This window comes from Phenylobacterium sp., from assembly GCF_030681155.1.
GTDB lineage: Bacteria > Pseudomonadota > Alphaproteobacteria > Caulobacterales > Caulobacteraceae > Phenylobacterium.
The window spans coordinates 198,317-221,680 of sequence record NZ_JAUXXE010000030.1 but is presented as its reverse complement, the minus strand read 5'-3'; the positions used below and the strand labels follow the sequence as shown (position 1 = coordinate 221,680).

The 23,364-nt window shown below is 65.7% G+C and carries 23 protein-coding genes and 2 pseudogenes; 18 read left to right on the top strand and 7 right to left on the bottom strand.

The genetic code is table 11. The features are described 5' to 3' along the window. Positions 1 to 158 precede the first annotated feature (158 nt). The 5 genes from Q8M13_RS07430 (at position 159) to Q8M13_RS07410 (ending at position 3,764) form a co-directional block, all read left to right on the top strand. On the top strand, positions 159 to 1,193 hold the full coding sequence (locus tag Q8M13_RS07430; RefSeq protein ID WP_305299144.1) for a hypothetical protein: 1,035 nt from the start codon (positions 159 to 161) through the stop codon (positions 1,191 to 1,193). Between the two features lie 7 nt (positions 1,194 to 1,200). Continuing rightward, positions 1,201 to 1,974 (top strand): ERF family protein, encoded by a 774-nt coding sequence (locus tag Q8M13_RS07425; protein WP_305299143.1) that lies wholly within the window; start codon positions 1,201 to 1,203, stop codon positions 1,972 to 1,974. After that, positions 1,974 to 2,594, top strand: coding sequence for a lambda exonuclease family protein (locus tag Q8M13_RS07420; protein WP_305299142.1), 621 nt, complete (start codon positions 1,974 to 1,976; stop codon positions 2,592 to 2,594). The genes Q8M13_RS07425 and Q8M13_RS07420 overlap by 1 nt, the downstream gene beginning before the upstream one ends. Before the next feature lie 109 nt (positions 2,595 to 2,703). Next, positions 2,704 to 3,231 (top strand): hypothetical protein, encoded by a 528-nt coding sequence (locus Q8M13_RS07415; RefSeq protein ID WP_305299141.1) that lies wholly within the window; start codon positions 2,704 to 2,706, stop codon positions 3,229 to 3,231. Further along, positions 3,228 to 3,764, top strand: a complete 537-nt coding sequence (locus Q8M13_RS07410) for a hypothetical protein (RefSeq protein WP_305299140.1) — start codon at positions 3,228 to 3,230, stop codon at positions 3,762 to 3,764. The genes Q8M13_RS07415 and Q8M13_RS07410 overlap by 4 nt, the downstream gene beginning before the upstream one ends. A 5-nt stretch (positions 3,765 to 3,769) precedes the next feature. Here the strand turns inward: Q8M13_RS07410 and Q8M13_RS07405 are convergent, their stop codons facing one another. Then, positions 3,770 to 4,171 carry a hypothetical protein gene (locus Q8M13_RS07405; RefSeq protein WP_305299139.1) on the bottom strand — a complete coding sequence of 134 codons (402 nt, stop codon included), beginning with the start codon at positions 4,169 to 4,171 and terminating at the stop codon, positions 3,770 to 3,772. 107 nt (positions 4,172 to 4,278) lie between these two features. On the opposite strand from Q8M13_RS07405, the gene Q8M13_RS07400 reads away from it, so the two are divergent. The 7 genes from Q8M13_RS07400 (at position 4,279) to Q8M13_RS07370 (ending at position 8,838) form a co-directional block, all read left to right on the top strand. Next, a complete protein-coding gene (locus tag Q8M13_RS07400) occupies positions 4,279 to 4,470 on the top strand; it encodes a hypothetical protein (protein ID WP_305299138.1) in 192 nt (63 codons plus the stop codon). Next, positions 4,467 to 4,697 carry a hypothetical protein gene (locus Q8M13_RS07395; protein ID WP_305299137.1) on the top strand — a complete coding sequence of 77 codons (231 nt, stop codon included), beginning with the start codon at positions 4,467 to 4,469 and terminating at the stop codon, positions 4,695 to 4,697. The genes Q8M13_RS07400 and Q8M13_RS07395 overlap by 4 nt, the downstream gene beginning before the upstream one ends. A 59-nt stretch (positions 4,698 to 4,756) precedes the next feature. Continuing rightward, positions 4,757 to 4,954, top strand: coding sequence for a general stress protein (locus tag Q8M13_RS07390; RefSeq protein WP_305299136.1), 198 nt, complete (start codon positions 4,757 to 4,759; stop codon positions 4,952 to 4,954). Between the two features lie 229 nt (positions 4,955 to 5,183). Then, positions 5,184 to 6,365 carry a site-specific integrase gene (locus Q8M13_RS07385; RefSeq protein ID WP_305299135.1) on the top strand — a complete coding sequence of 394 codons (1,182 nt, stop codon included), beginning with the start codon at positions 5,184 to 5,186 and terminating at the stop codon, positions 6,363 to 6,365. Positions 6,366 to 6,604: 239 nt separating this feature from the next. Beyond that, a complete protein-coding gene (locus Q8M13_RS07380) occupies positions 6,605 to 7,462 on the top strand; it encodes a bifunctional 2-polyprenyl-6-hydroxyphenol methylase/3-demethylubiquinol 3-O-methyltransferase UbiG (protein ID WP_305299134.1) in 858 nt (285 codons plus the stop codon). A gap of 362 nt (positions 7,463 to 7,824) precedes the next feature. Continuing rightward, positions 7,825 to 8,304: a YaiI/YqxD family protein gene (locus Q8M13_RS07375; protein ID WP_305299133.1), complete on the top strand. Its 480-nt coding sequence runs from the start codon at positions 7,825 to 7,827 to the stop codon at positions 8,302 to 8,304. A gap of 42 nt (positions 8,305 to 8,346) precedes the next feature. Continuing rightward, positions 8,347 to 8,838, top strand: a complete 492-nt coding sequence (locus tag Q8M13_RS07370) for a cytochrome c family protein (RefSeq protein ID WP_305299132.1) — start codon at positions 8,347 to 8,349, stop codon at positions 8,836 to 8,838. A 243-nt stretch (positions 8,839 to 9,081) separates the two neighbouring features. Here Q8M13_RS07370 and Q8M13_RS07365 read toward each other — a convergent pair whose 3' ends face one another. The 3 genes from Q8M13_RS07365 to Q8M13_RS07355 all read right to left on the bottom strand — a co-directional run bounded on the left by Q8M13_RS07365 (position 9,082) and on the right by Q8M13_RS07355 (position 14,439). Further along, positions 9,082 to 12,234: an efflux RND transporter permease subunit gene (locus tag Q8M13_RS07365; RefSeq protein ID WP_305299131.1), complete on the bottom strand. Its 3,153-nt coding sequence runs from the start codon at positions 12,232 to 12,234 to the stop codon at positions 9,082 to 9,084. Beyond that, positions 12,234 to 13,421 (bottom strand): efflux RND transporter periplasmic adaptor subunit, encoded by a 1,188-nt coding sequence (locus Q8M13_RS07360; protein ID WP_305299130.1) that lies wholly within the window; start codon positions 13,419 to 13,421, stop codon positions 12,234 to 12,236. The genes Q8M13_RS07365 and Q8M13_RS07360 overlap by 1 nt, the downstream gene beginning before the upstream one ends. A gap of 247 nt (positions 13,422 to 13,668) precedes the next feature. Then, on the bottom strand, positions 13,669 to 14,439 hold the full coding sequence (locus tag Q8M13_RS07355; protein WP_305299129.1) for a class II aldolase/adducin family protein: 771 nt from the start codon (positions 14,437 to 14,439) through the stop codon (positions 13,669 to 13,671). A 267-nt stretch (positions 14,440 to 14,706) separates the two neighbouring features. Here Q8M13_RS07355 and Q8M13_RS07350 point away from each other — a divergent pair. Beyond that, a pseudogene (locus Q8M13_RS07350) lies at positions 14,707 to 15,189 on the top strand (CHRD domain-containing protein); the annotation flags it as partial. A 15-nt stretch (positions 15,190 to 15,204) separates the two neighbouring features. After that, positions 15,205 to 15,306: pseudogene (locus Q8M13_RS20980) on the top strand (PEPxxWA-CTERM sorting domain-containing protein); the annotation flags it as partial. Here the strand turns inward: Q8M13_RS20980 and glpK are convergent. Next, on the bottom strand, positions 15,303 to 16,802 hold the full coding sequence (gene glpK, locus Q8M13_RS07345; protein WP_305299127.1) for a glycerol kinase GlpK: 1,500 nt from the start codon (positions 16,800 to 16,802) through the stop codon (positions 15,303 to 15,305). The pseudogene Q8M13_RS20980 and the gene glpK sit on opposite strands and share 4 nt — an antisense overlap. 129 nt (positions 16,803 to 16,931) lie before the next feature. On the opposite strand from glpK, the gene Q8M13_RS07340 reads away from it, so the two are divergent. From Q8M13_RS07340 to Q8M13_RS07330, 3 genes are all read left to right on the top strand, one after another. Further along, positions 16,932 to 18,041 (top strand): DUF2336 domain-containing protein, encoded by a 1,110-nt coding sequence (locus Q8M13_RS07340; protein WP_370869988.1) that lies wholly within the window; start codon positions 16,932 to 16,934, stop codon positions 18,039 to 18,041. A gap of 33 nt (positions 18,042 to 18,074) precedes the next feature. Next, entirely contained in the window at positions 18,075 to 18,857 is a 783-nt protein-coding gene (locus Q8M13_RS07335) for an NAD kinase (protein WP_305299125.1), read from the top strand. 77 nt (positions 18,858 to 18,934) lie between these two features. Next, complete coding sequence (locus tag Q8M13_RS07330) at positions 18,935 to 19,405, top strand: Hpt domain-containing protein (RefSeq protein ID WP_305299124.1); 471 nt, start codon at positions 18,935 to 18,937, stop codon at positions 19,403 to 19,405. 6 nt (positions 19,406 to 19,411) lie between these two features. Here Q8M13_RS07330 and Q8M13_RS07325 read toward each other — a convergent pair whose 3' ends face one another. Continuing rightward, on the bottom strand, positions 19,412 to 20,188 hold the full coding sequence (locus Q8M13_RS07325) for an NUDIX hydrolase (protein WP_305299123.1): 777 nt from the start codon (positions 20,186 to 20,188) through the stop codon (positions 19,412 to 19,414). 53 nt (positions 20,189 to 20,241) lie between these two features. Next, complete coding sequence (locus Q8M13_RS07320) at positions 20,242 to 21,390, bottom strand: DUF2336 domain-containing protein (RefSeq protein WP_305299122.1); 1,149 nt, start codon at positions 21,388 to 21,390, stop codon at positions 20,242 to 20,244. A gap of 162 nt (positions 21,391 to 21,552) precedes the next feature. Between Q8M13_RS07320 and Q8M13_RS07315 the strand changes: the two genes are divergently transcribed. After that, complete coding sequence (locus Q8M13_RS07315) at positions 21,553 to 23,355, top strand: hybrid sensor histidine kinase/response regulator (protein WP_305299121.1); 1,803 nt, start codon at positions 21,553 to 21,555, stop codon at positions 23,353 to 23,355. Positions 23,356 to 23,364: the final 9 nt, after the last annotated feature.

Genomic DNA, 23,364 nt, shown 5'->3' with positions numbered 1-23,364 from the left:
CGTCCTCCAATCGGTCGGCGCGCGATGATCGTACAGCCCCCGCCCCCTCCCATCCGCCGTTCGCGCCGGATCGCCAACTTCATCGCCTGGACGCTTGGCATGGTCGCGCTCGGCTTTGCCCTCCAGGTCGTCCTTCACGTCATCACTGGGGAAGCCCCATGAACGCGCATAGCCCCATTGTGGCCGAAGAGACCGCCGTCTCCTTCATCGTCGAGCAGACGCCGTTGGCGGTCCTGACCAGCGCCAACGAGGCCGAAGCCCTCTTTGCGCGCATCCGGGCGGAGATCGACGCCTTCGTGCCCGACCTCAGCACCGCCACCGGTCGCGCCGCGATCAAGTCCCTCGCCTTCAAGGTCACCAAGACCAGGACGGCGGTGGAGGCCGCGCGAAAGGAGAAGACCGAGGCGTGGCGCAAGCAGACGGACGCGGTCAACGCCTCGGGGCGGGTGATCAAGGCGCGCCTTGAGCAGATGGAAGACGAGGCCCGCAAGCCCCTGACCGAGTGGGAAGAGGCGGAGAAGGATCGCGTCGAGAAGGTCGCGAACTGGTTCGCCGCTGCCGAGCGCGCCGTGGTCATCCTAAACGACGACACGTCGGAAGGCGTGGCCGAGCGGCTGGCGACCTACGAAGGGGCTTCCCTGGACGCCGAGACCTTCGGCGACAGCCTTGAGCGCGCCGAGGCCACTCGCCAGCAGACGGTCGAAGTCCTGCGCGCCGCCCATGGCCGCTTGATCCAGGCCGAAGCCGACCGCGCCGAACTGGACCGGCTGCGCGCGGAGTCTGCGGCGCGTGAAGAGCAAGACCGCCTCGCCAATGAAGCCGCCGAAGCCAAGGAGAAGGAGGCGGCTGATGCCCTCGCGGCCAAGGCGCGTGAGGACGAGATTGCCCGCAAGGCTGCTGAGGACGCCACGGCCGAGGCCGCGCGACTAGCCCAGAACGCCCTGGACGACCAAGCCGCCGCCCATCAGGCCGAACTCGACCGGCTCCAGAAGATCGCCGACGACAAGGCCGCTGCTGATGCCGCCGAGGCGGAAGAGACCGCCAAGCGGGAGCGGAGCCGAGCCCACGTTTCCAAGACCATGGCCGCCGCCAAGCTGGCGATCATGGGCTTGGGCGTCACCGAGGATCAGGCCCGCGAGATCGTGAAGGCGATCAAGGCCGGGTCAGTCCCCAACGTCAAAATCCAATTCTGAGGACGCCATGCAAGCAGCAGCCCTTGAAGCCACGCGCGTGCGCAAGCCGCGCGCCGCAAAACCCGCCTCGGAGACCGAACGGTTTCTGACCCTGCTCTCGGACATCGCCCGCGATCCCGCCGTCTCGGCTGAGAAGCTGGGCCAGATCGCCAGCGCCCACGAGCGGATCACGGCGCAGGACGCCCAACAGGCCTTTAACATCGCCTTCACGGCCGCTCAGCAGGCCATGTCGCCCATCGTGAAGGATGCGGAGAACGACGCCACGATGTCGCGCTACGCCCGTCTGGAGACCATCAGCCAGGCCATCGACCCGATACTCCACGCGCACGGCCTCTCGACCTCGTTCGGGACCGCCGACTCCCCGCTTGAGCGCCACTACCGGGTGACCTGCAAGGTCCGCCACATCGGCGGGCACGCCGAGACCTTCCATGGGGACGTCCCGGCCGATCTCGACGCGTATGAAGGCGAGCCGGATAAGGTCGCCGTCCACGCCTACGGCTCGTCGATGACCTACGGCCGGCGCTACGTGAAGGTTCTCGCCTTCGACATCGTCCTGAAGGACGAGGACAACGACGGGAACAACACCGGCGGCGAAGAACGGATCTCTCAGGCGGAAGTCGCCGAGCTCACGGCTCTGATGGACGACGCCGGGCTCGACCGCGACCGCCTGCTCGACTTCCTGCAGCTGGACACCCTCGCCCACATCCCGCGCCGACGGCACGCTGAAGCGCTTGGCCTGATCGCCCAGAAGAAGCGCCTCGCCGCGCAAGGCGGTCACTGATGGCTGTCGAGATCTTCAACTGCGAGCAGGGCACGCCGGAGTGGCACGAGGCGCGCCGCGGCATCGCCACCGCCTCGAACTTCTCAAAGATCCTGGCCAAGGGCGAAGGCAAGGTCCGCGCCACCTACATGCGCACCCTGGCCGGAGAGATCATCACCGGCGCCGTGCATGAGGGCTTCAAAAGCTCGTCCATGGAGCGCGGCAACGTCATGGAGGCCGAGGCGCGCCGCTTCTACGCCCTCATGACCGACGAGGACCCCAAGCAGGTCGGCTTCGTGCGCAACGGCAAGACTGGCTACTCGCCTGACTCCCTGATCGGCGACGTGGGCCTGTTGGAGATCAAGACCCAGCAGCCCGACCTGCTGATCGAGACGCTGGACCGGGACACCTTCCCGTCCAGCCACGTCGCCCAATGCCAGGGGGGCCTTTGGGTCGCAGAGCGCGAGTGGATCGACCTTGTCGTCTACTGGCCGAAGATGCCCCTGTTCCGGAAGCGCCTGTATCGCGACGACGCCTACATCGCCTCACTCGCCCGCGCCGTCGACATCTTCAACGTCGAACTTCACGAGACGGTCGAGCGCATCCGCCGCTACGGCCAGCCCGCGAAGGTGGCGGCATGACCGACACCCTGAAGAGCGATGCGGAAGTGCGCGCCTGGCTCGACAAGGTCCGCGACTGCTTTCGGTCCCGGCGTGACGGTTCGCGTCGTCAATCGCTGGAGGGTCAGCGATGAGCGCAGAGAAAATTCCGACCATGCCGTTCCGCTGGGACGGCGAGGCCCTGGTTCCGATGAACCCGAGGGCGGCTGACTATCACTACACCATTGGCCAACTCTACCGGATCACGGTCGAGGACGAGCGTTCGGCCGCCAGCCACCGTCACTACTTCGCTCTGGTCAACGCGGCCTGGGAGAACCTGCCCTACCCGCTCGATCAGCAATACATGAGCGCCACGGCTCTACGGAAACACGCCCTCATCGTCACCGGCCACCGGGACGAGGTGACGACTGTCTGCCGCAACCGGCCGGAGGCGTCGCGCCTCGCCGAGTTCATCGCGCCTATCGACGAATACGCTCTCGTCGTCTGCTCCGGTCGCCTCGTCACCCGCTACACGGCGAAGTCTCAGGACATCCCGTCGATGGGTAAGGAGGCCTTCCAGAAGAGCAAATCGGACGTGTTGGAGTATCTGGCCGGTCTGATCGGCGTCGAGCTCGAAACCCTGCTGAAGCAGCGCGAGCCGCGCCGGGTGGCGGCATGATGTTGGACGCCAACACCCGCCGTCGCCGTGACGAGCTGAAGGCCGAACTTCGCCGCCTGGAAGACCCCGGCCGCGAAGCGAAGAAGATCGCAGAGGCCAGCCGGCGCGCTCAACGCGAGTTCGGCCGCCGGCCCCGCATCGACCACAAGCGGACGAAGCCCAAGGGCGGCCACGAGGCCGATGCCGGGTTCATGTCATGGCTTCACGATAGCGAACTGACTTGTGTCGCCTGTGAAATCGAAGGCCCACCGACGGCAGACCAACTGAAGGGCGAGCCCAACCCCATGGAGGTCGCCCACCAGCGCGTGGACGGCTGGAAAAAGGGCGTGAAGGGCCACGACCGGAACTCCTGCATCCTTTGCCGCTGGCACCACCAGTTAGCGCCGAACGCCTGCGACAAGGGCCAGCGTCAGTTCTGGGCGCGTCTCCGCGTCGAGGCCTCGGACTTCGTCACCGCCCTCCATCAGGCTTACCGCAGCGGGAATGACGGCCAGGTCGTGATCGTCCGCTTCATCGCCGGGAGGACGATGTGACAGCCTTAGATCATTCCCATTTCGGCGCGCGCGAGCTCCAGATTTCGGCGAGCGGAAACAGCGTCAAAGTTCAGGCGAACGTCCTGATTGGGCATCAGCCGCGCGTCATGCTCCGCACCACCTTGCGCGAGCGCCACGCGGCTCTTCAAATTGACAAGTGCGACCATGCCGTTCGGCGGAAGGATGCTCGTATCGAGACTGGAAAGTACGCTGGCCGCTCCGGCTACCTCGCCACTGAACACGCGATCGCGGCGCCCAAGCTGCTCAATCACGGTTTCCATAGCGATGAAGGCCGCTCTCCGCTTTTCGATGAGGCTCGCATTGTCGCGTTCGATCTGCCGCCGGCCTTCGCGACGGCTGATCAGTATCGCCGCAAAGATCGCCGCGACCGATCCAATCGCCTGCACCCAGGAAGCAGTCGCGCTCCAATCGACCTCATAGCCAAGTGCGCGTTCGGTAAGGACCTGAAGCCAGAGCATGGCGCTGACGCTGTCACGATTCCCGGAGCTTCAGCATGAGCCGCAACCTTCTCATCGACATGGCGGCCGACATGATGACCGCAATAGGCGCCCTACGCCTAAAGTCTCACCGCCTCGTCAGCACGCCTGAAGGCGTGGAGATCCACCAAGCGGGCCGGCCAACGCTGCTGCTGACGCACCGCGCCGCCTCGGACTTCGCCCACATCATCGACGAGGCCAGCGCTTGAACCCCCGCATCCAAGTTGGACCGCTGACCTACGCCGTGCAGCCTGCTGTCGCCGAGGAGATCCGTATACTTCGCGAGATCGTCTTCACCCTGGCGATTGCCTCCGCCTGTCTGTCGCAGCCGACCCATTCGGTTCGAAAGGCCCTGGCTCAGAAGTGGCGCGCCTATTGGGCGCTCGTCACAGCGCCAGCCACCGAAGAACACCTCGCCCAGATGCAACAGTGGTGAGCGGCATGACCTCTTCAGGTGTTCTACTGCTGAAATCAGACCACGGGAGCGACTGACCAATGGCCGACGAACCGAAGAAGCTCCGTGGGTTCGCCAAGCTCTCCCCTGAGCGCAGGCGCGAGATTGCGGCCAAGGGCGGCAAGAGCGTCGAGCCACAGGAGAGGGCCTTCTCGAAGAACCGGGAGTTGGCAGCCAGCGCTGGCCGCGTTGGCGGCTCCGTCAGCCCCCGCCGTCCGCCTGATGGGGAGCCAGAATGAGCGCGACCGTTCTCGACCTTGGCCCCACCACGGAAAAGCGGTTCGCTACCGCCTTCGCCGACGCCGCCGTCATCACCGCCAAGGCCGCAGCCGAACTCATCGGCCTTGACGTGAAGACCCTGGACGCACTCTCTGAGCGGAACGTCATCCGCTCGGTTCCCCGCGGCAAGCTGCGCGCCTTCACCGAGCGCGACCTACGCGCCTATCTCCTGGAGGAGCACGAAGCTCCGTGTCCGTCTACAAAACCGCAAAAAGCCGCTTCTGGCAGTACGACTTCGTCATTGAGGGTCGCCGGGTTTTCGGCTCGACCGGGCAGACTACGCGACGCGCCGCCGAGAAGGTCGAGGAGCGCAAGCGCCGTGAAGTCGGCGAAGGCCGGCACGGCTCAGCCGAGAGCCTGACGCTCGATCAGGCCTGCGGCGCGTGGTGGGATGACGTCGGAAAGCACCGAGGCGACGCCGTCGATGTCGAGCGGCGCCTGGAGATGGTGCAGCGCCTGATCCCGAAGGCGACGATGCTCAAGGACATCGACGCCGAAACGGTATCGGCCGCCATCCGAAAGCGCCGGGTGATCCCCTACAAGAAGGGCAAGGCCGCCGACGCGAAGCTCTACATGCCGTCCGCAGCGACGGTGAACCGCGACATCATCGAGCACCTTCGGCCGGTCATGCGCCACGCCGTGATGCTGTTCGGCAAGCGAGGCCTGAGAGTGCAGGACATCCCTTGGGGTCGCCTGCGGCTGGAAGAGCCGGCCGGGCTGGTCAAGATCTACGGCGTCGACGAGCAGGCGGCCTGGCGCGCCGAGTGCGGGCCGACGACCGGCCTCGCCCTCGATCTGCTTCTGACCTACGGCCTGCGCTTCGGAGAGCTGTTCTTCTCTCCCGCCGACTTCGACCCCGAAGGCCCCCGCCTCAACATCCGCAGCCGCCTCATGGCCGATGGGGAGCGCCGCAAGGGCCGCAAGCGCGACACTGGCGCCCATGTCCTGCCCCTGCGGGCGGAACACGCCAGAGAGATCGCCGCCAGGGTCGCACGGGCGCGCAAAGGCGGCCTGGAGCACGTCTGGTATGTCGAGGTGCGCGACGATGAGACCGGCGAGGTCACGCTGGAGGCATTGACCTACTACGGCCTCCAGGCGCGCCTGAACAACGCCGCCGACCGCGCCAAGGTCACCCCCGGGCGCCGCATCCACGGCACGCGCCACCACGCGGGCACGATGCTGCTGCGGAAGTCGGGCAACTTGAAGCTCAGCCAGCGGCTTCTAGGTCACGCCAACATTCAGTCGACGATGCGCTATGCCCATGCCCTAGAAGACGACCTCCGGGACGCGATCGAGGCAGATGACACCTCGTCCCGGAATAGTCCCGGAGCAGCTCGAAAGGCCACCGGCACAGATGACCCAAATAGCTGATGTTGTTGGAGTTTTCGTCGCCGCCGCGCGGCCTAAACTTCGGTTTACAAAACCGCTGCTCTACCAGCTGAGCTAAGCCGGCCCGCGCCGCTTATGAGGATTTCCGGGGGTTCACGCAATATCCCTCATGCAGGGAAATCGGGAACGAACGGGAAAACTCCGGCGCCAGTCAAAGGCGGTGGACCTTGAACAGACTCCACTTGTACCAATAACGCACGGCAACCTGAGAGCGAACACGCATGTCCGACACCTACGATTGCCCGTCCTGCGATGGGCCGATGCGTCCAGCGCGACTGTCGTGGGTGCGCGCGTGTGGATGCGGCGTCCTTCGAAGCACACTCGACATCGCCATCCCCGCGAAGCCGCGCGCAAGCGCCATCGATGAACAGGCGAGGGTCGATGGATTGGCGTCGTTGCGAGATCGGAACAACGCGCGGCTGCTCGATACCATATATGGTCTGACAGCCGGACGGCGGTTGCTGGACGTCGGTTGCGGGCCTGGATTCTTACTCGCGCAGGCGGGGGCGTTTCAGGCCGTGGGGATCGAGCCAGACGCCAATGTCGCTCTCGCAGCGACCACGAGCGCCAAGGTCCGCCATGGCTATTTTCCCGACGCCCTTGCGCCCGATGAGCGGTTCGACGTCATCGTCTTCAACGACGTGCTAGAGCACATTCCAGACATGCTACAGGCGCTCGCGGCGAGCCATCGTCACCTGTCTGATGACGGCGTTCTGGTGCTCAATTGCCCTAGCCGAAATGGCCTATTCTTCCGCGTCGCATCGATCCTGGAGCGTCTCGGGATGCGGGCGGCCTACGAACGCCTCTGGCAGGTAGGCCTTCCCTCCCCACACATCTGGTACATGACGCCTCGCGACCTCACGCGAGCGGCCGAGAAGGCCAACCTTGCCGAGGTTCGCCAGGTTCGGCTCGACACCACCGATACGCGAGGCCTTTGGTCGCGCATCCGCTCGGTTCGCGACGAAGGGCTGTTGCTCTCCGTCGCCGCCTACGGGTTCGCGCGTATCGCTCATCCGTTCGCCAAGATGCTTCCAAGCGACGCCGTGGCGGTGTTTTATCGCAAGCAGCTGGCGGCGTGAGCGCCTAGCAGAAGCTGACCGGCCTCTCGGCCCTGTACGAACGCCCCGCACGATCGAGGGGGCTAGTCGGCGGCGGCGGGGACCAGGCCGGAGGCGGCGGTAAGGCCAACCGGCCCGACCCATCCCTCGATCGCGCCGCGCCGCGCCGTGGCTTCGAGCGCGACCGCGCGGGCGGAGCCGGGTTCGAACGTTCAGCGCCAGCCGGCCGCGGGCCACATGGGCGGGATGCGCGGGGGCGGAATGCGGGGCGGCGGCCGGTTCCGCTGAGGCCGCTCTCGCTTTGCGCCGATCTGTCCTAAAGAGATCGTGTCGGGCCGCCCAGCCGGGTGGCCCGAGGTGCTTTCTGTTTGCCGAGGCGAGATTTGGACCGCAAGCCTATCGAGATCTTCATCGACGCCGACGCCTGCCCGGTGAAGGACGAGACATATAAGGTCGCCCAACGCTACGGCCTGAAGACCTGGGTCGTGTCCAACGCCTTCATCCAGATCCCGCAGTCTCCCCTGGTCGCGCGGGTGATCGTCGATGCGGGACCCGACGTCGCCGATGACTGGATCGCCAAGCATGTGGCGCCGGGCGATGTCACCGTCACCAACGACATTCCCTTGGCTGAGCGGGTCCTGCAGGCCGGCGGCCACGCGCTCACGCCCAGCGGCAAGCCCTTCACCGAGAACTCGATTGGCGCGGCCATCGCACAACGGGCTCTGATGGAGCAACTTCGCTCCACCGGGGACATCATGGGCGGGCCCAAGCCGTTCGATCGCAACGACCGCTCGCGCTATCTCCAGGCCCTCGACGAAATTATCCAGAAGGAACGTCGCAAGCGCGCCTTGCAACGCGGCTAGGCGGGACTAGCTTGCGGTCAAGTTTGTCGAAGGGATTATAAAATGCGCAACGCGGTGATGCTGTCAGTCGTGGGGGCCTGCGCCCTGCTCGCCGGTTGCGGCCAGGGTGGCGCCGAGCAAGCCGCCCAGACGCCAGCAGCTCCGGCCGTTCCCGAACCGACCGACGCCGAAAAGCAGGCGCTACTGGCCTCCCTGCCCGCGCCGTACAACACCGCCGATCTAGCCAACGGAAAGCAGAAATTCGGCATGTGCCGCTCCTGCCACACCATCGTGCCGGGCGGCGCCAACATGACTGGGCCCAACCTGCATGGGGTGTTCGGCCGAAAGGCCGGCGAGGTCGCGAGCTACAAGTATTCCGACGCCGTCAAGAACGCCGGCTTCGTCTGGGACGCCGCGCATCTGGACAAGTGGCTGGCCGAACCGCGAACCTTCCTGCCGGGGACCAAGATGTCGTTCGCCGGGCTCAAGGACCCCAAGGATCGCATCGACCTGATCGCCTATCTGAAGGTCGAGACCGGCTACAAGGCTCCCTGAGCGAAACTTCGCAACAAGCAACCTTGACGAGAATAAAGTTCGGCCGCACCATCAGCGCGTCGAGGCTGCGCTTGCATCTGTCAGCCGAGATCCTGCGCCCGCCCACGACACCCCCTTGTCGCCGGCGGCGCCACCCCGACAACTCGCCTCCCCTTCGGGGGAGGCATTTTCGTTTTGAGCGGGACGATTGCGCGAAGCAGAACGGCCATGCCTGCATCTGCAGGGCATGGCCGCCTTAGGCGACTATTCGGCGGCGTTGGCCGCGCGGGTCTGTTCGGCTTCTTCGAAGGCTTCGATGCGGCGGGCCGTGGCCTGCGGCGACTTCGTGAAGCGCGCCAGCATGTTGTAGAACACCGGGACGATGAACAGCGTCAGCACAGTCGAGAAGATCGCCCCGAAGAAGATCACCACGCCGATCGTCTTGCGGCTTTCACCGCCCGCGCCGCCCCACATGATCAGCGGGATGGCCCCAGCCGCCGCGGCGATCGAGGTCATGATGATCGGGCGCAGCCGCAGGGTGGCGCTTTCGATCACCGCCTCGCGGATGGTCAGGCCTTCGTCGCGCAGCTGATTGGCGAACTCCACGATCAGAATGCCGTTCTTGGCCGCAATGCCGACCAGGATTATCAGACCGATCTGACTGTAGGTGTTGATGGTTGACCCGGAGATCAGCAGACCAAACAGCCCGCCTAGCGCGGCGACCGGCACAGTCAGCATGATCACCGCCGGATGGATCCAGCTTTCGAACTGGGCCGCCAAGACCAGGAAGACCAACAACAGCGCCATGCCGAAGGCCAGGCCGACAGCCCCGCCGGCCTCAAGGTAGTCACGTGCGATACCGCCCCACTTGGTTTGGGTCCCGGCGGGAAGCTTGGCGATCTCAGTCTCAAAGAACTTCACCGCATCCCCAACCGCATAACCGGGGTTGAGCTGGGCCGTCAGGGTCACCGACCGTAGGCGGTCGACGCGCGCGCGGTCGGGCGTGTCGCCCCGGACCTCGGTCGTCACCACGGTCGACAGCGGGATGAGTTGCCCGGACTGCGCGCGAACATAGAGATTGCCGATATCCTGCTCGGACTGACGCTGCTCACGGTCGGTCTGGAGGAGCACGTCGTACTCCTGGCCGCTCTTGATGTAGGTCGTGACCCGGCGGGTGCCAAAATTGCTCTCCAGCGCGCGGCCAACGGCTTGCGCCGAAACACCGAGCGCGGCGGCCTTTTCCCGATCGATGCTCACCAGAACCCGGGGGCTGGTGGGCTCATAGTCCAGGCGCGCCCGCGCTAGACCTGGATTGGCCTCAGCCGCGGCCAGCAACGGCGCAATCCACGCCGCCACCTGATCGTAGTCGTCGCCCATCGCGATGACTTCGACGCCGCCACCACCGCCCCCGCCCCGCGAGAAGGCCGGACGCACCGAGGCGATCGCTCGGACCGAAGTGATGGACGACAGCTCGCGATTGAGCTGCGCGGCGAGTTCGTTCGAGGTGACGCCCGCGTCGGGCGCCAGGTTCGCGTTACCGAAACCGCCGTTGAACTGGGTGCCGTTGAAACGCGGAACGCCCAGGATGTAACGGGTGATCACCCCGTCCTTCAAAAGGGTCTGAAGGCGCGCCTCGATCTGATCGGCCGCCTTCCGGGTATAGTCGTAGCCCGCGCCTTCCGGCCCGGAGATGTTCAGGTCGATCCGTCCGCGATCTTCCTCAGGCACCAGTTCGCGGGGCAGTACGGTGAACAGCCCGACCGCGCCAAGTGCGAGCACGGCCACCAGTACGGCCGTGCCGATGGAGGCCGACCGCCGGCCGAGAAGACTGTCCAGCGAGGCGTGATAGGAGGCCTTCAGCTTGTCCATAGCGCCATCGACATAGCGGGCGAGGAAGCCCTGCCCATGGGCCGGCCGCAGCAGCTTCGAGGCCAGCATCGGCGACAGGCTGAGCGCCAGCAGCGCCGAGAAAGCCACCGCCGCGGCGACCGCAACGGCCAGCTCCACGAAGAGCCGGCCGATATAGCCCGGCAGGAACATCAGCGGCGCAAACACCGAGATCAGCACGATGGTCGTGGCGACCACGGCGAAGAACACCTGGCGGGCGCCGCGCTGAGCCGCGACGACAGGCGGCTCGCCATCGTCGATCCGGCGCTGGATGTTCTCGACCACCACGATCGCGTCATCGACCACCAGACCGATGGCGAGAACAAGGGCAAGCAGCGTCAGCAGGTTTAGCGAGAAGCCCAGCGGGGCCAGGACGATGAAGGTGGACAGAATGCAGATCGGCGCCACCACCGACGGGATCAGGGCGGCTCGCCACGTGCCGAGGAAGACGAAGTTCACCAGCGCCACCAGCACCAGCGAAATCCCCATGGTGATCCAGACCTCCTGGAGCGCGTGAGCGGTGAAGATCGTGTAGTCGACCGCCACTTCCAGAGTCGTGCCCTTGGGCAGGGACTTGTTCAGCTCCGGCAGCAGGTCGTTGACGCCCTTGGAAATATCCAGGTCGTTGGCCTGCGACTGGCGGGTGATACCGATACCGACCTGATCGCGACCATTGGAGCGGAAGCTGCGGCGATGCTCGTCCGGCCCCTCCTCGACCCGGGCGATATCGCCAAGGCGGGTGACGTGGGCCTGGGAGGCGTTGCCGGTCGGCGCCGGCGCTTGGCCGCCGGAGGCGACCACCGGAAGCTGGGCGAACTGTTCAGGCGTGGAGTAGCCGCGCGCCACCCGGATGGTGAAATCCTTGGAAGGCGCTTCCAGCGAACCGGCGGGCAGTTCCAGATTCTGGCTGTTCAGGGCGCTTTCGACATCGTCGACGGTCACGCCGCGGGCGGCCATGGCGTCCGGATCGAGCCAGATTCGCATGGAGTAGAGCTGGCTGCCGCCCACGAACACCTGGGCGACGCCGTCAATGGTCGAGAACCGCTCCACAAGATAGCGCTGGGCGTAGTCGGAGAGCTGCAACCGGTTCAGCGTCGTCGAGGCGAACGAGATGAACATGATCGGCGAGCCGTCCGCCGTCGCCTTGGCGATCTGGGGCGGGTCGGCCTGCAACGGCAGATTCGCCGCAACGCGGCTCACAGCGTCCCGGACATCGTTGGCCGCGGCGTCGAGGTCGCGGTCGAGACGGAAAGAGATGTTGATGTTGGAACGGCCGTCACGCGACGACGAATTGACCCGATCGATCCCCTGGATGCCGGAAATCTGCCGCTCGATAACCTCGGTGATCCGCTCCTCGACCACTTCGGCCGACGCACCGCGATAGGTGGTGGAGATCGAGACCACCGGCGGATCGACGCTGGGAAGTTCGCGAACGGTCAGGGAGGCGAAGGCGGCCAGGCCGACCACGCATAGAATGATCGCGGCGACGGCGGCGAAGACCGGCCGGCGAACCGAAAGATCAGACAGCATCATGCGCCAGGCCGCGGGCTGCGCGCTCCTGGCTGGGTGTCAGCGGCGGCTTCGCGGGCGCCGGCGGCCGCCTGCACACGGACCGGCTGCCCGGGTTGAATCTTGTTCAGTCCATCGGCCACGATCTGCTCGCCAACCTGCAGGCCTTCGCGGATCTCAACCAGGCCGTTCTGGCGCGCACCCGTCAAGACCGCACGCTGTTCAGCGACGCTCCGGTCGCCGTCACGCTTCACGACATAGACGAAGGCGGTGTCGCCCTGGACCGATAGGGCCGCTTCCGGCGCGGCCACCACATCACGCTGTCCGCGCGCGATGCTGATACGCATCATCATGCCCGGCTTCAGCTTGCCGCCAGGATTGGGGAACTCGGCTCGCGCCGTGAAAGCGCGGGTGCGTTCGTCGATCCGGGTGTCTAGGGTCTGGATCCGGCCCTGGATCGTCTCGCCCGGATAGGCGTCGATGCGCGCGACCAGCGGTTGCCCCTGACGGACCGAGGCCAGATAGCGATCTGGCACCTCGAAATCGACGCGCACGGCGCTGATGTCGTCGAGGGTCACAATCGCCACGCCGGGATTGATCAGCATGCCCGGCGCGATATCCGACAAGCCCATGACCCCGGAGAACGGCGCACGCACCATCCGGTCGCTTTCGCGCGCGCGGGCGGCTTCCACATCGGCCTTGGCCGCGAGATAGGTGGCTTCGCGCTGGTCGAGCGCGGTCTTCGAGGCGTAGCCCTGGGCCGCGAGTTGCTTCCAGCGGTCATAGTCGCGCTGAGCCTGCACCAGCCGCGCCTGCGCCTGGGCGCTGCCGGCGCTCTGTTCGGTGGACTTCAGTTCGACCAGCACCTGGCCCTTGGCCACCGATTGGCCGTCGGTGAAGCGCACGCGCTCGACAAGCTGCGTGGTCGCCGCGGTCAGGGTCACCGATTGGCGGCCCTTAGCGACGCCGATCACGTCGATCGCGTCGGTGAACGTCTTGGACTGCGCCGGGACCAAGTTGACCGGCGCAGGGCCGCCCATGCCACCACCGCCCCTGGGGGCTCCGCCGCCCTTTTGGGCGGCCATGGCGGCGCCTGGCGGTCCGCCAGGTCCTTGTTTTTTACCGATAGTCAGCTTCCATCCGCCCGCGACCACCATGAGGACGAGGATCAGAATAGCGGCGGCGAGGAAGAAGTGACGTCGTATCAAACTACGGGAACTCCGCGGGCTCCAAATGGAGATCGGCTGATTGTGAATCGAACCGGGTCATATGGCGGCCACATAGGCGCCGTCCAGTGACAGAACGATGGCTTTGCGTGTCAGCTTTGAAATAGACCGCGATCAGCCTATGCCTAAGACATATCCTGGGCGCCCATAGTGGGTATTGTTTCGTAAGCGCAAAGAAAACGGGCGCCGAAGACCCGGCGCCCGTCCCACTCAATCCTGAAGCAAGTCTCTAAGCGTCGTAGCCCGGCAAGGCTCGGTCGAGTTGGCGCAAAGCTCCGGCCCAGGCGAGCTTCCCGCCCAGTCCACGCGACAACTGCATCTTCACTTCGTCTTGTGCGGCCTGGGGCGCCAACAGGACGTTTTCCCGGCCGGCGGACAAGGCCATGACCTGCTGTTTGCAGGCGCGCTCCAGGTAGAACATCCGGATCCAGCAATCGGCCGCGCTTTCGCCCACCGCCAACGTACCGTGATTGCGCAGCAGCATCACATCCTTGTCACCGATGTCGGCCACCAGACGCTCACGCTCGTCCAGGTTCAGGGCGATGCCTTCATAGTCGTGATAGGCCAGCATCGTTCCGATGATCAGCGCGTGCTGCGACAACGGCAGCAGGCCGTCCTTCTGTGATGCGACCGCTACGCCCTGGTCGGTGTGCAGATGCATGACATAATGAGCGTCCTCCCGCGCCGCGTGGATCGCCGAGTGAATCGTGAAGCCCGCTGGATTGATGAAATACGGCGTCTCCTGGAGGATGTTTCCGTCCAGGTCGATCTTCACCAACGACGAGGCGGTCATCTCCCCGAAGTACATGCCGTAGGGATTGATCAGGAATTGGTGTTCAGGCCCCGGGATGCGGGCCGAGATGTGCGTATAGATCGCATCGTCCCAACCATAGAGCGCCACCAGTCGGTAGAGGGCGGCGAGGTCGACCCGCGCCTGCCACTCCTCGGCGCTGACCTTGCCCTTGAGCGAGCTCACGCCTGCAAGCGAACCATCGGCCATCGCGGCCTCCCTTAGTCTTCTGTCTGATCGTTGATCATCAGCGTCGCGCCGCTGGCCCCCAGCGTCAAGCACGGGGTTTGAGCGTCCGGGCTATTGAACCACCCTCACTGCAGCGTTGACTCCGAGTTGGCGGCCATGAGTATTGCATTTCAAATAGAATATGTTGGCGAGCGTAAAATGACTTTTGCCGCCCAAAACAATCTCTAACGGTCTTCCGGTGAAGCTTTGACTTAGTTCTGCAATTGAAAATCCAATGCGGAGGTCAATATGCCCCATAAATCCATCAAGATGCTGGCCATCGTCGCCGGCCTTTCTTTCGCCGGCGCCGCCGAGGCCGCCACCGTCTACAAGACAACCCTCGCTGGTACGAACGAGAACCCGGTGAACGCCAGTCCCGGGACCGGCGAAGCGACCCTGACCTTCGACATCGTCGCCCACACCATGACCCTATCGGTGACGTTCCAGGGCCTGACCGCGCCAACAACCGCGGCGCATATCCATTGCTGCGCCGCGCCGCCGGCCAACGCGGGGGTATCGACCATGACCCCGAGCTTCACCGGCTTTCCAACCGGGGTCACCAGCGGCAGCTACATGAACGTCTTCGATCTAACTCAGCTCAGCACCTACAACTCGCCATTCGTTGTCGGCAGCGGCGGCACGGCGGCGAGCGCGGAGGCCGCCCTCTTCGCCGGCTTGAACAGCGGCCAGGCCTACCTCAACCTTCACACCACCGCCTTCCCGGGCGGCGAGATCCGCGGACAGTTCGCCGCGGTGCCTGAGCCTGGGACCTGGGCGTTGATGATCACCGGCTTTGGCCTTGTCGGTGCGACCGTCCGGCGTCGGCGAACGCCGCTGCTAGTGAGCTAGGTCTCGGTCCGGACCCTCGCCACCGCGTCCAGCCAGCGCGCATAGGCCGCTTCGCGGCTGTGGCTGTCCGGCGAAGGCTCGAAACGCTCGGTGGTCGGTCGCGCCGCAACCGCTTCTTCGGCGTTGGCGTAGAGGCCAGCGCCAATCCCGGCGAACAGAGCAGCGCCCAGCGCGGTCATCTCCAGATAAGTGGCCCGGCCCACCGCCACTCCCGTCAGGTCGGCCAGTCGCTGGCTAAACCAGACGCTGCGCGACATGCCGCCATCGATCCGCAGTTCCACGCCCCGGCCAAACGCGCCTGGCGCATCGGCGCGCATCGCCTCGATCAGATCCCGGGTCTGGAGCGCGCAGGCGTCGAAGGCGGCATGTGCGATTTCCGCAATCCCGGAATCGCGGGTCATGCCAAAGATCGCGCCCCGCGCATTGGCGTCCCACCACGGCGCGCCCAGGCCGGTGAAAGCCGGCACTAGCACGACGCCGTGATCCTCCTTCGCGGTCTGAGCCAGTTTCTCGACGCCGGCGCCCCCACCATCGACCTTAAGCCCCTCATTCACCCACTGCAGGGCCGCCCCGGCGATGAAGATCGATCCCTCAAGGGCGTAGGTTGTCCGGCCATTCAGTCGAGCCGCGACGGTGGTGAGCAAGCGTGAGCGCGACGGCGCCAGATGCTCGCCGGTATTGACCAGCAAGAAGCAGCCGGTCCCATAGGTAGCCTTCATCTCCCCGGCCCGGATACACCCCTGCCCCATCAGTGCGGCTTGCTGATCGCCGGCGACGCCGCAGATCGGGATCGCCCGGCCCAGCAGTTCCGGCTCGGTGACGCCGAAGGCGTCGGCGCAGTCCAGCACCTTGGGCATCAGCGCGCCAGGAACGTTCAGCATCTCCAGCATCTCAGCCGACCAGGCCTGCGCCTTCAGGTCGAACAGCAGGGTCCGCGAGGCGTTGGTGGCGTCGGTGACGTGCGAGGTGCCGCCGGTCAGTTTCCAGATCACCCAACAGTCCATGGTGCCGACCAGCAGCTCGCCTGCCTCGGCCCGCGCCCGCGCGCCGGGCACATGGTCGAGGACCCAGGCGATCTTGGTGCCCGAGAAATAGGGGTCGAGCAGCAGGCCGGTGATGTCAGTGACCCGACTCTCCTTGCCGGCCGCGCGCAAGCGCTCGCACGTCGCGGCGGTACGACGATCCTGCCAGACGATTGCGCGATAGATCGGCTCGCCGCTCGTCTTGTCCCAGATCACCACCGTCTCGCGCTGGTTGGTGATGCCGATAGCCACGACGTCGGCGATCGACCGGCCTGACTTGGCGATCGCTTCCCGCATCACGGCGACCGAGGTCTCGAAGATTTGCTCGGCGTCGTGCTCGACCCAGCCGTCCTCGGGATAGAATTGCTCCAGCGGCCGACCAGCGTCGGCGAGCGGAGCTCCCTTGGCGTCGAACAGGATCGCCCGCGTCGAGGTCGTACCCTGGTCCAGGGCCAAAATCAGCGGTTCAGACATCTCGCGCCCCCTATGCGACAAGCGTTCGCGATGACCAGCGCCGCATGCTCAACAGCTAGTAATCATGTTTTCATCCGCCAGGCGTAGATTCGAAGCTAGGCGCCTGATCGCCGGGATCCGGGTTTGAGCGTGACCGCCAACACCGACGCACTGCTGAATCTGGCGCGTAGCCGCGCGCCAGCCGACCGCGAGCGGCTCCTGCTCGCCGTCGTCGATCTGTGCGGCGCAAGCGACAAGACACACTTGTCGTCTGCGCCAATCCAGGCGCAACTACAGTCGATCTTCATGAACCTCGTGGTCGAGGCTGAATGGGATATCCGCCGCCGGCTCTCTGAAAAACTGGCCAGCGCGACGTGGGCCCCGTCGGGCCTGGTCAGTGTCCTGGCCTTTGACGACATCGAAATCGCCCGACCGATCATCGCCATCAGCCCGGTGCTGAAGGATCAAGACCTGGTCCAGCTGGTGCTGGAGGCGACCATCGAACACCAGATCGAGGTTGCGCGACGGCCCAGGATCGGCCGGCCTGTCGTCGCCGCCATCCTGCGGCAGAGCGAGCCGGCCGTCCTGACCGCCCTGGCCGGCAACGAGACCGCCGAAGTCGGCCCTCAGGAACTCTCGGAACTGGTGAAGGCTTCGGAGCGGATCGCGGCGATGCGCTCGCTGCTTGCGCGTCACCCGGCGCTCACCGATGGTCTTGCGCGCGAACTCTATGTCTGGGTCGGCCAAGCCCTGCGGCACTCTCTGATCGGCCGTTTCCGCCTGGACGCCGACGCCCTCGACGCCGCCATCGGCTTGGCGGTGCAGGAGGCGCACGGCGGCGTGCCGGTCGAGGCCGACGACATCGTGGCGGAGCCGCGCCCCAGCGAACGCGACGAGATGGAACAGCGCCTGGTCGCGAAGCTCAACATGTCCGGCCAACTCAGCCCCGGCTATCTGCTACGCGCCCTAAAAGATCGGAACCTGTCGCTGTTCATCGCGGGGCTGGCGATGCTGGGGCGTTTCGAGCCCGAACAGGTCGAGCGCGCCGTCAATTCCGATCACCCGGAGTTGCTGGCCCTCGCTTGCGCCTCGGTAGGCATCGACCGCAGCGTCTTCCCTACTCTCCTTACGCTGGTGCGCGATCTGAACGCCGGCAGGCCTGGAGGGGGACCGGAAGGCGCCCGCCGCGCAAACGGCGCATTTGGCCCATTTAACCCCGATGTCGCCGGGGCCGCCTTCCGCTATGCGCTGATCGGTTGACGGATCGCGCGTTTCACGGACTTCTGCCCGGCCATGTTCAAGCCTGAGCCTTTCGTAACCCGCCTCGCCTTCACGGCCAGCGACCGCCCCGAGGCCCTGGAAGCCAAGGATGCGTTGATCGCGCGCTATGGTCAGGCCAGCCCTGACCAGGCCCAGGTCATTGTCGCCCTGGGCGGGGACGGTTTCATGCTCGAGACCCTCCACGAGAACCTAGGCAGCGAACGACCGATCTACGGCATGAATCGTGGCTCGGTCGGCTTCCTTATGAACGAGTACAGCGAGGACGGGCTGCTGGAGCGGATCAACGCCGCCGAGCGCGCCATCATTCACCCGCTGTCGATGTTTGCGGTCGACGTCCACGGCCAGGAACACCGCGCGATCGCGATGAATGAGGTGTCGCTGCTGCGCCAGACACGCCAGACCGCCAAGCTGCGCATCTCCATCGATGGCAAGGTGCGACTGGGGGAGCTTTCCTGCGACGGCGCCCTGGTCGCGACCCCGGCGGGGTCGACGGCCTACAACCTGTCGGCCCACGGCCCGATCATCCCCCTCGACGCCAAGGTGCTGGCCCTGACACCGATCAGCGCCTTCCGGCCTCGACGCTGGCGCGGCGCTCTACTGGCCCATACTGCGCGCGTCACCTTCGAAATTCTTGAGGCCGACAAGCGCCCCGTCAGCGCCGTAGCCGACAATTTCGAGGTGCGGGACGTGGTGGAAGTCCATATCGCCGAAAATCGCGACGTTGCCTTGCACATGCTGTTCGACGCCGGTCGCAGCCTCGAGGAACGGGTGCTCGCAGAGCAGTTTTCCGTTTAAATACATCACACTACAGGCTCCATTCGTTGTTAACGCATCGAGCCTAGTCTGTCTTACGACTGTTCCAGGAGAGCGTTGTGAGCCAGCAGAACCCGGTCACCCAACCGCCCAGCCTTCGCTTGAAGCTCGGCGGCCGGTTTGGCGCTATCGACCCGAGCGCGATCGCCAAGGCTGAGGCGGCGCTCAAAAGCCTGTCGGGAAACTTCACGCAGTGGCTGAACGACGAGGTGGTCAAGCTCGACGCCGCCCGCCAGCGCGTGCGCGACGAAGGCGTCAACGTCGAAACCATGGAAACGCTCTATCTGCGCGCCCATGACCTCAAGGGCCTGGGCACGACCTACGAATTTCCGCTGATCACGCGGATCGGCGCCTCGCTCTGCCGGCTTATCGACGACAAGGACAAGCGCCTGACGGTCTCGATGGCGCTGGTCGACGCCCACATCGACGGCATCAAGGCCGCCGTGCGCGACGACATCAAGACTGACGAGCACCCGGTCGGCCGCGTGCTGATCGAGGAACTGGAACGCAAGGTCGCCGCGGCCGGCTAGGCCTGGCTACATCACCCGATCGAGCGGCTCTTCGACCACGCCGTAGCCGGCGTCGACCGGCAGCACGAGCACCTTGCCCCCCTCGCGATCGCGGATCTGCGGCTCCACGGTGACCAACCTCCGAGCCTTTGCCCGATCAATGCAATCCTGGGCGCTGTTGGCTTCGGCCAGCAATTGAACGTTCATACGCGTGGGGAAGATCACCTTGCGCTCGCCGGCCTCCGCCAGCCGCAGCACTTCCCTGGGCTCGATCCACTCAGCGTCCACCGTCTCGCGGCCATCGCAAGCGGCGAGCTGGTCGTCGGGCGCATCGGCCACATAGAACCAGGTGTCGAACCGCTTGGGTGTCAGCGGCGGCGTAATCCAGCGCGCAAAGACCGTCAGGGCGTTCAGGTCGATCCGAACCCCGAGATCGCGCACGACGTCGAGGAACGCCACAACTCCCGCATCCACCGCCGTGCGGACGTCGAGTGGGCAAGCCTCTCCGCCGATGGCCGAGCCATCCAGGCGCTGCCCCAGCAGGACACCCGCCTCCTCGAAGACTTCACGGATCGCCGCGATACGCAGGCCCCGCTGTTCGACATCGTATTCCGACCATCCCAGGGCGTGCTCGGCCCAAGCCGGGTCATGGTCCCCCGCATGGCTCTTGCCGCCGGGAAACACCAGCGCGCCAGATGCGAAATCAATCTGATGGTGGCGCTTGACCATCAGCACCTCGAACGCCGGAGCGTCGCGCAGCAACAGGATGGTGGCGGCGGGCTTGATGTCTTGCGAAGGGCTCATGTCATCAGCTTGCGAGCGACCGCCCTGCGGCGCAAGCATGACGCGAGGACACCCTAGGCTTGGGCGATCGCCCGGCTGGAGCTTCGCGCCGCCTGCGAAAGCTTGTCCATCTTGTCCAACAGGTAGTCCACGTCGTCGCGGCCCGGCACGACCGGCTGGGTGAGGAACCGTTGCAGCATCTTCTCCTGGAACCGCTCGCGATCACGGGTCCCGCCGTCGAACTCCATTGAGTGGTAGGTATCGACCCCGGCGCGGAACGCGGCGTAGAGGCGCGCGGGCAAACCGGCCCGGTCATAGATCGCCTTCAGCCCCAGCGGCCCGGCGTCGTGGATCATCAGCCAAGTGCGATGGTGCGGAACGCTCGCCAGTTCCGCCAGTCCCCACTCCAGGAAGGTCATGTGGCCGTGCGCGAGGACGCGCAGCAGCAGCGAGGCCGTCAGCCGTTCGTTGGCGTGCAGATGCAGGACAAAGTTCTTCACGTCCGCGGTCCTGCCGGCCTGATCCACCAGATCGACCGTCGCCCGCTCGCGCGCACCGACCACCACCTCCAGCGCCAGCTCAGCGGATATCTCGTGGTGGTTCAGCAGATGGTCGCGCACCTCGTCGCCGACCAGGCTGACGAGCTTTTCCGTCACCGAGAGCGGCAGGCTGGCCCGATAGGCGACCGCGGCGAGCACACGTTCGGACTGTTCGAACTTCTGGACGATGGCCTGCAGGGTCTGTTCGGCGAAATCGGCGTTGTCGTTGGCGCAGACAACCTCCACGGCATGTTCGCCGCCGTGATCGGCGAAAGCCCGCGTCAGGGTCTGGGACACCCGAGGCCGCTTGGCGATCGCCGCCTGCTGCACTGGCCCGCCGATCCGCACAATCTCGGCGAGGTCGGCGTCGGTAAAGGCCGGTGAGGCCTCCAACATCGGCATGGCGATGCTGTCGATATCTCGCGCCAAACGCATGGCGACATCGTGAGGGACCAAGGGAGAGCTCTTGAGCGTCACCGCCAAAGCGCGGCGGACCAGATCGGCGGCATCCCGCGCCATCACACGAAGGATGTCCTGCGCCCGAGCGCGGTCGTCGTCGGTCAATGGATTGGTCTCGAAAGCGCGGCAGATCTTGTGGGCCGCGGCGGCGCGTTCGTCCGGCGTCGCACCCTTGACCAAGGTGCGAATATCCTCGTCGGTCAGCGCCGAGCGCGTGATCGCCATTCCTGCCTAGCCCCCACTCGAGATCGAGGATCCCGAGCCCGCATCCTCCACGGTTAAGCTTAATGAACGATTGCTGTCTATCCTGTGGATTTCTGCCGGGCCGTAACCACTCGCCAACCCTACGACGTTAGAGTCCCCCCTGTGCCGCCGAGGGATCCGTTGATGTTGGTTGAGACCCAGAAGTCCCACGCCCGTGGCGGGCTGTCGGCCAACCAACAAGCCCTTGATACGCAAGCAGCTTTGCTGCCCTACGCCCTCGCCGTATTCACCATCACCCTGCCCGCCTATGTGTGGGCTGGATCGCATGCGCCGAACGCCGCGTGGATGACCGCGACCTTCGCGATCTTCGCCGTGGCTTGGGGCTACTTCTACGCGACCGTCAGCTGGCTAAAGCGTCCGGAAATCAGGGCCAACGAAACCCGTCGCGGCCAAGCCCATATGGTGGGCGGCCTCATCTGGGCCAGCGCCGTGGCGCAGATCGCCGCCTTCGCCGAGGGCGCGGGACCGACCCGCGAACCGCTTATGATGATCGCGGTGGGCGGCGCGGTGCTGATTATCTTCTTCGCCTCGCCCTGGCTGCCCAGCCTGCTGCTGGTTGGCGGCGCCGCTGCGGCCGGCCCTCTGTTTTTCCTGTTTCGTCGTCCTGAGAGCGCCTCGACCGCCAATCTAGCCTGGGGTGCGATCGCCCTGGCCCTGGCGTTGGGACTGATCGTCAACCGCATCCTGCGTCGCCAGTTCACCCTGGCCGCCGAGCGCGAAGTCCTGATCGCCGATCGCGCGGGACAGATGGAAGAGGCCCGCCGACTGGCCCAATCAAAGTCTGACCTGGTGGCCACGCTTAGCCACGAGATCCGGAACGGCCTCACCGGCGTCGCTCACGTTCTGACCGCCGCCGTCGGCGCCAATGGGCGCTCGGCGCCATCTCGTGAACAGCTCTCTGCCGCTCTCGACGCGGCCAACGACCTGATCGCCGTCCTCAACACCACGCTTGATTCGGAAACCGCCGAAGCCGGCCGCCTGGAGGTGGACACCCACCCGTTCGACGCGGTCGCCTTGATGCGCGACCTCGTCCTGCTCAATCGGCCCAACGCAGCCATGAAGGGTCTTGAGCTGACCCTGCACGTGGCGCCCGAACTCACCGCCCAGGACGCCGGCGCAACGATCGCCGACACCCATCGCGTAAGGCAAATTCTCGCCAACCTGCTCGGCAACGCTCTGAAGTTCACCGTGCGCGGCCGAGTCGAGGCCCGCATCGAACTCAGCGCATCCGGCCGACTGGCCGTCGAGGTCGCCGACACCGGCCCCGGCCTGACGGCCGAAGAACTGGATAGCGCCTTCGAACCTTTCAGCCGCATCGCCCGCACGAGCGCCGGAACGTCCGGCGCAGGCCTTGGGTTGTCGCTATCACGCCAGCTTGCCCGCTTGATGGGCGGCGAGCTGTCCGCGCACAGCGCACTCGGCGTCGGATCCTGCTTCCGGCTCGAACTCCCCTATGACCAGGCCGCCACTCCCGAGCGTGAACTCGATCTTGTGCCCGCCTCCAGCGGCGGCGCAGAGACACATACCCGCCTGCGCGTTTTGATCGCCGAGGATGACGGGCTCAACGCCGCCATGCTGCGGGCGGTGGTCGAGCAGCTCGGGCACCAGGTGGTCCACGCGGTCGATGGTCGTCGCGCGCTCGAATTGGCCAAGGTCTGCGAGTTCGACCTGCTGATGATCGACGGCCGCATGCCGAATATGGACGGACCGGCCTGCATCGCCGCGATCCGGGCGCTCGACGTCGATATCGCCCGCGTTCCGATCGTCGGGGTTATCGGCGGCGACGCCGCCGAGGCCAAGGAATGCGTAGACGCCGGAGCCGACACCGTGCTGCGCAAGCCGGTCAGCGTCGCGGCCGTCGCACGGGCCGTGGCCGACGCCATCGCCGCAGAGCGCAGCGAACTGCCGGCGCGATCCGTCGCCTGAGCGCCCTTG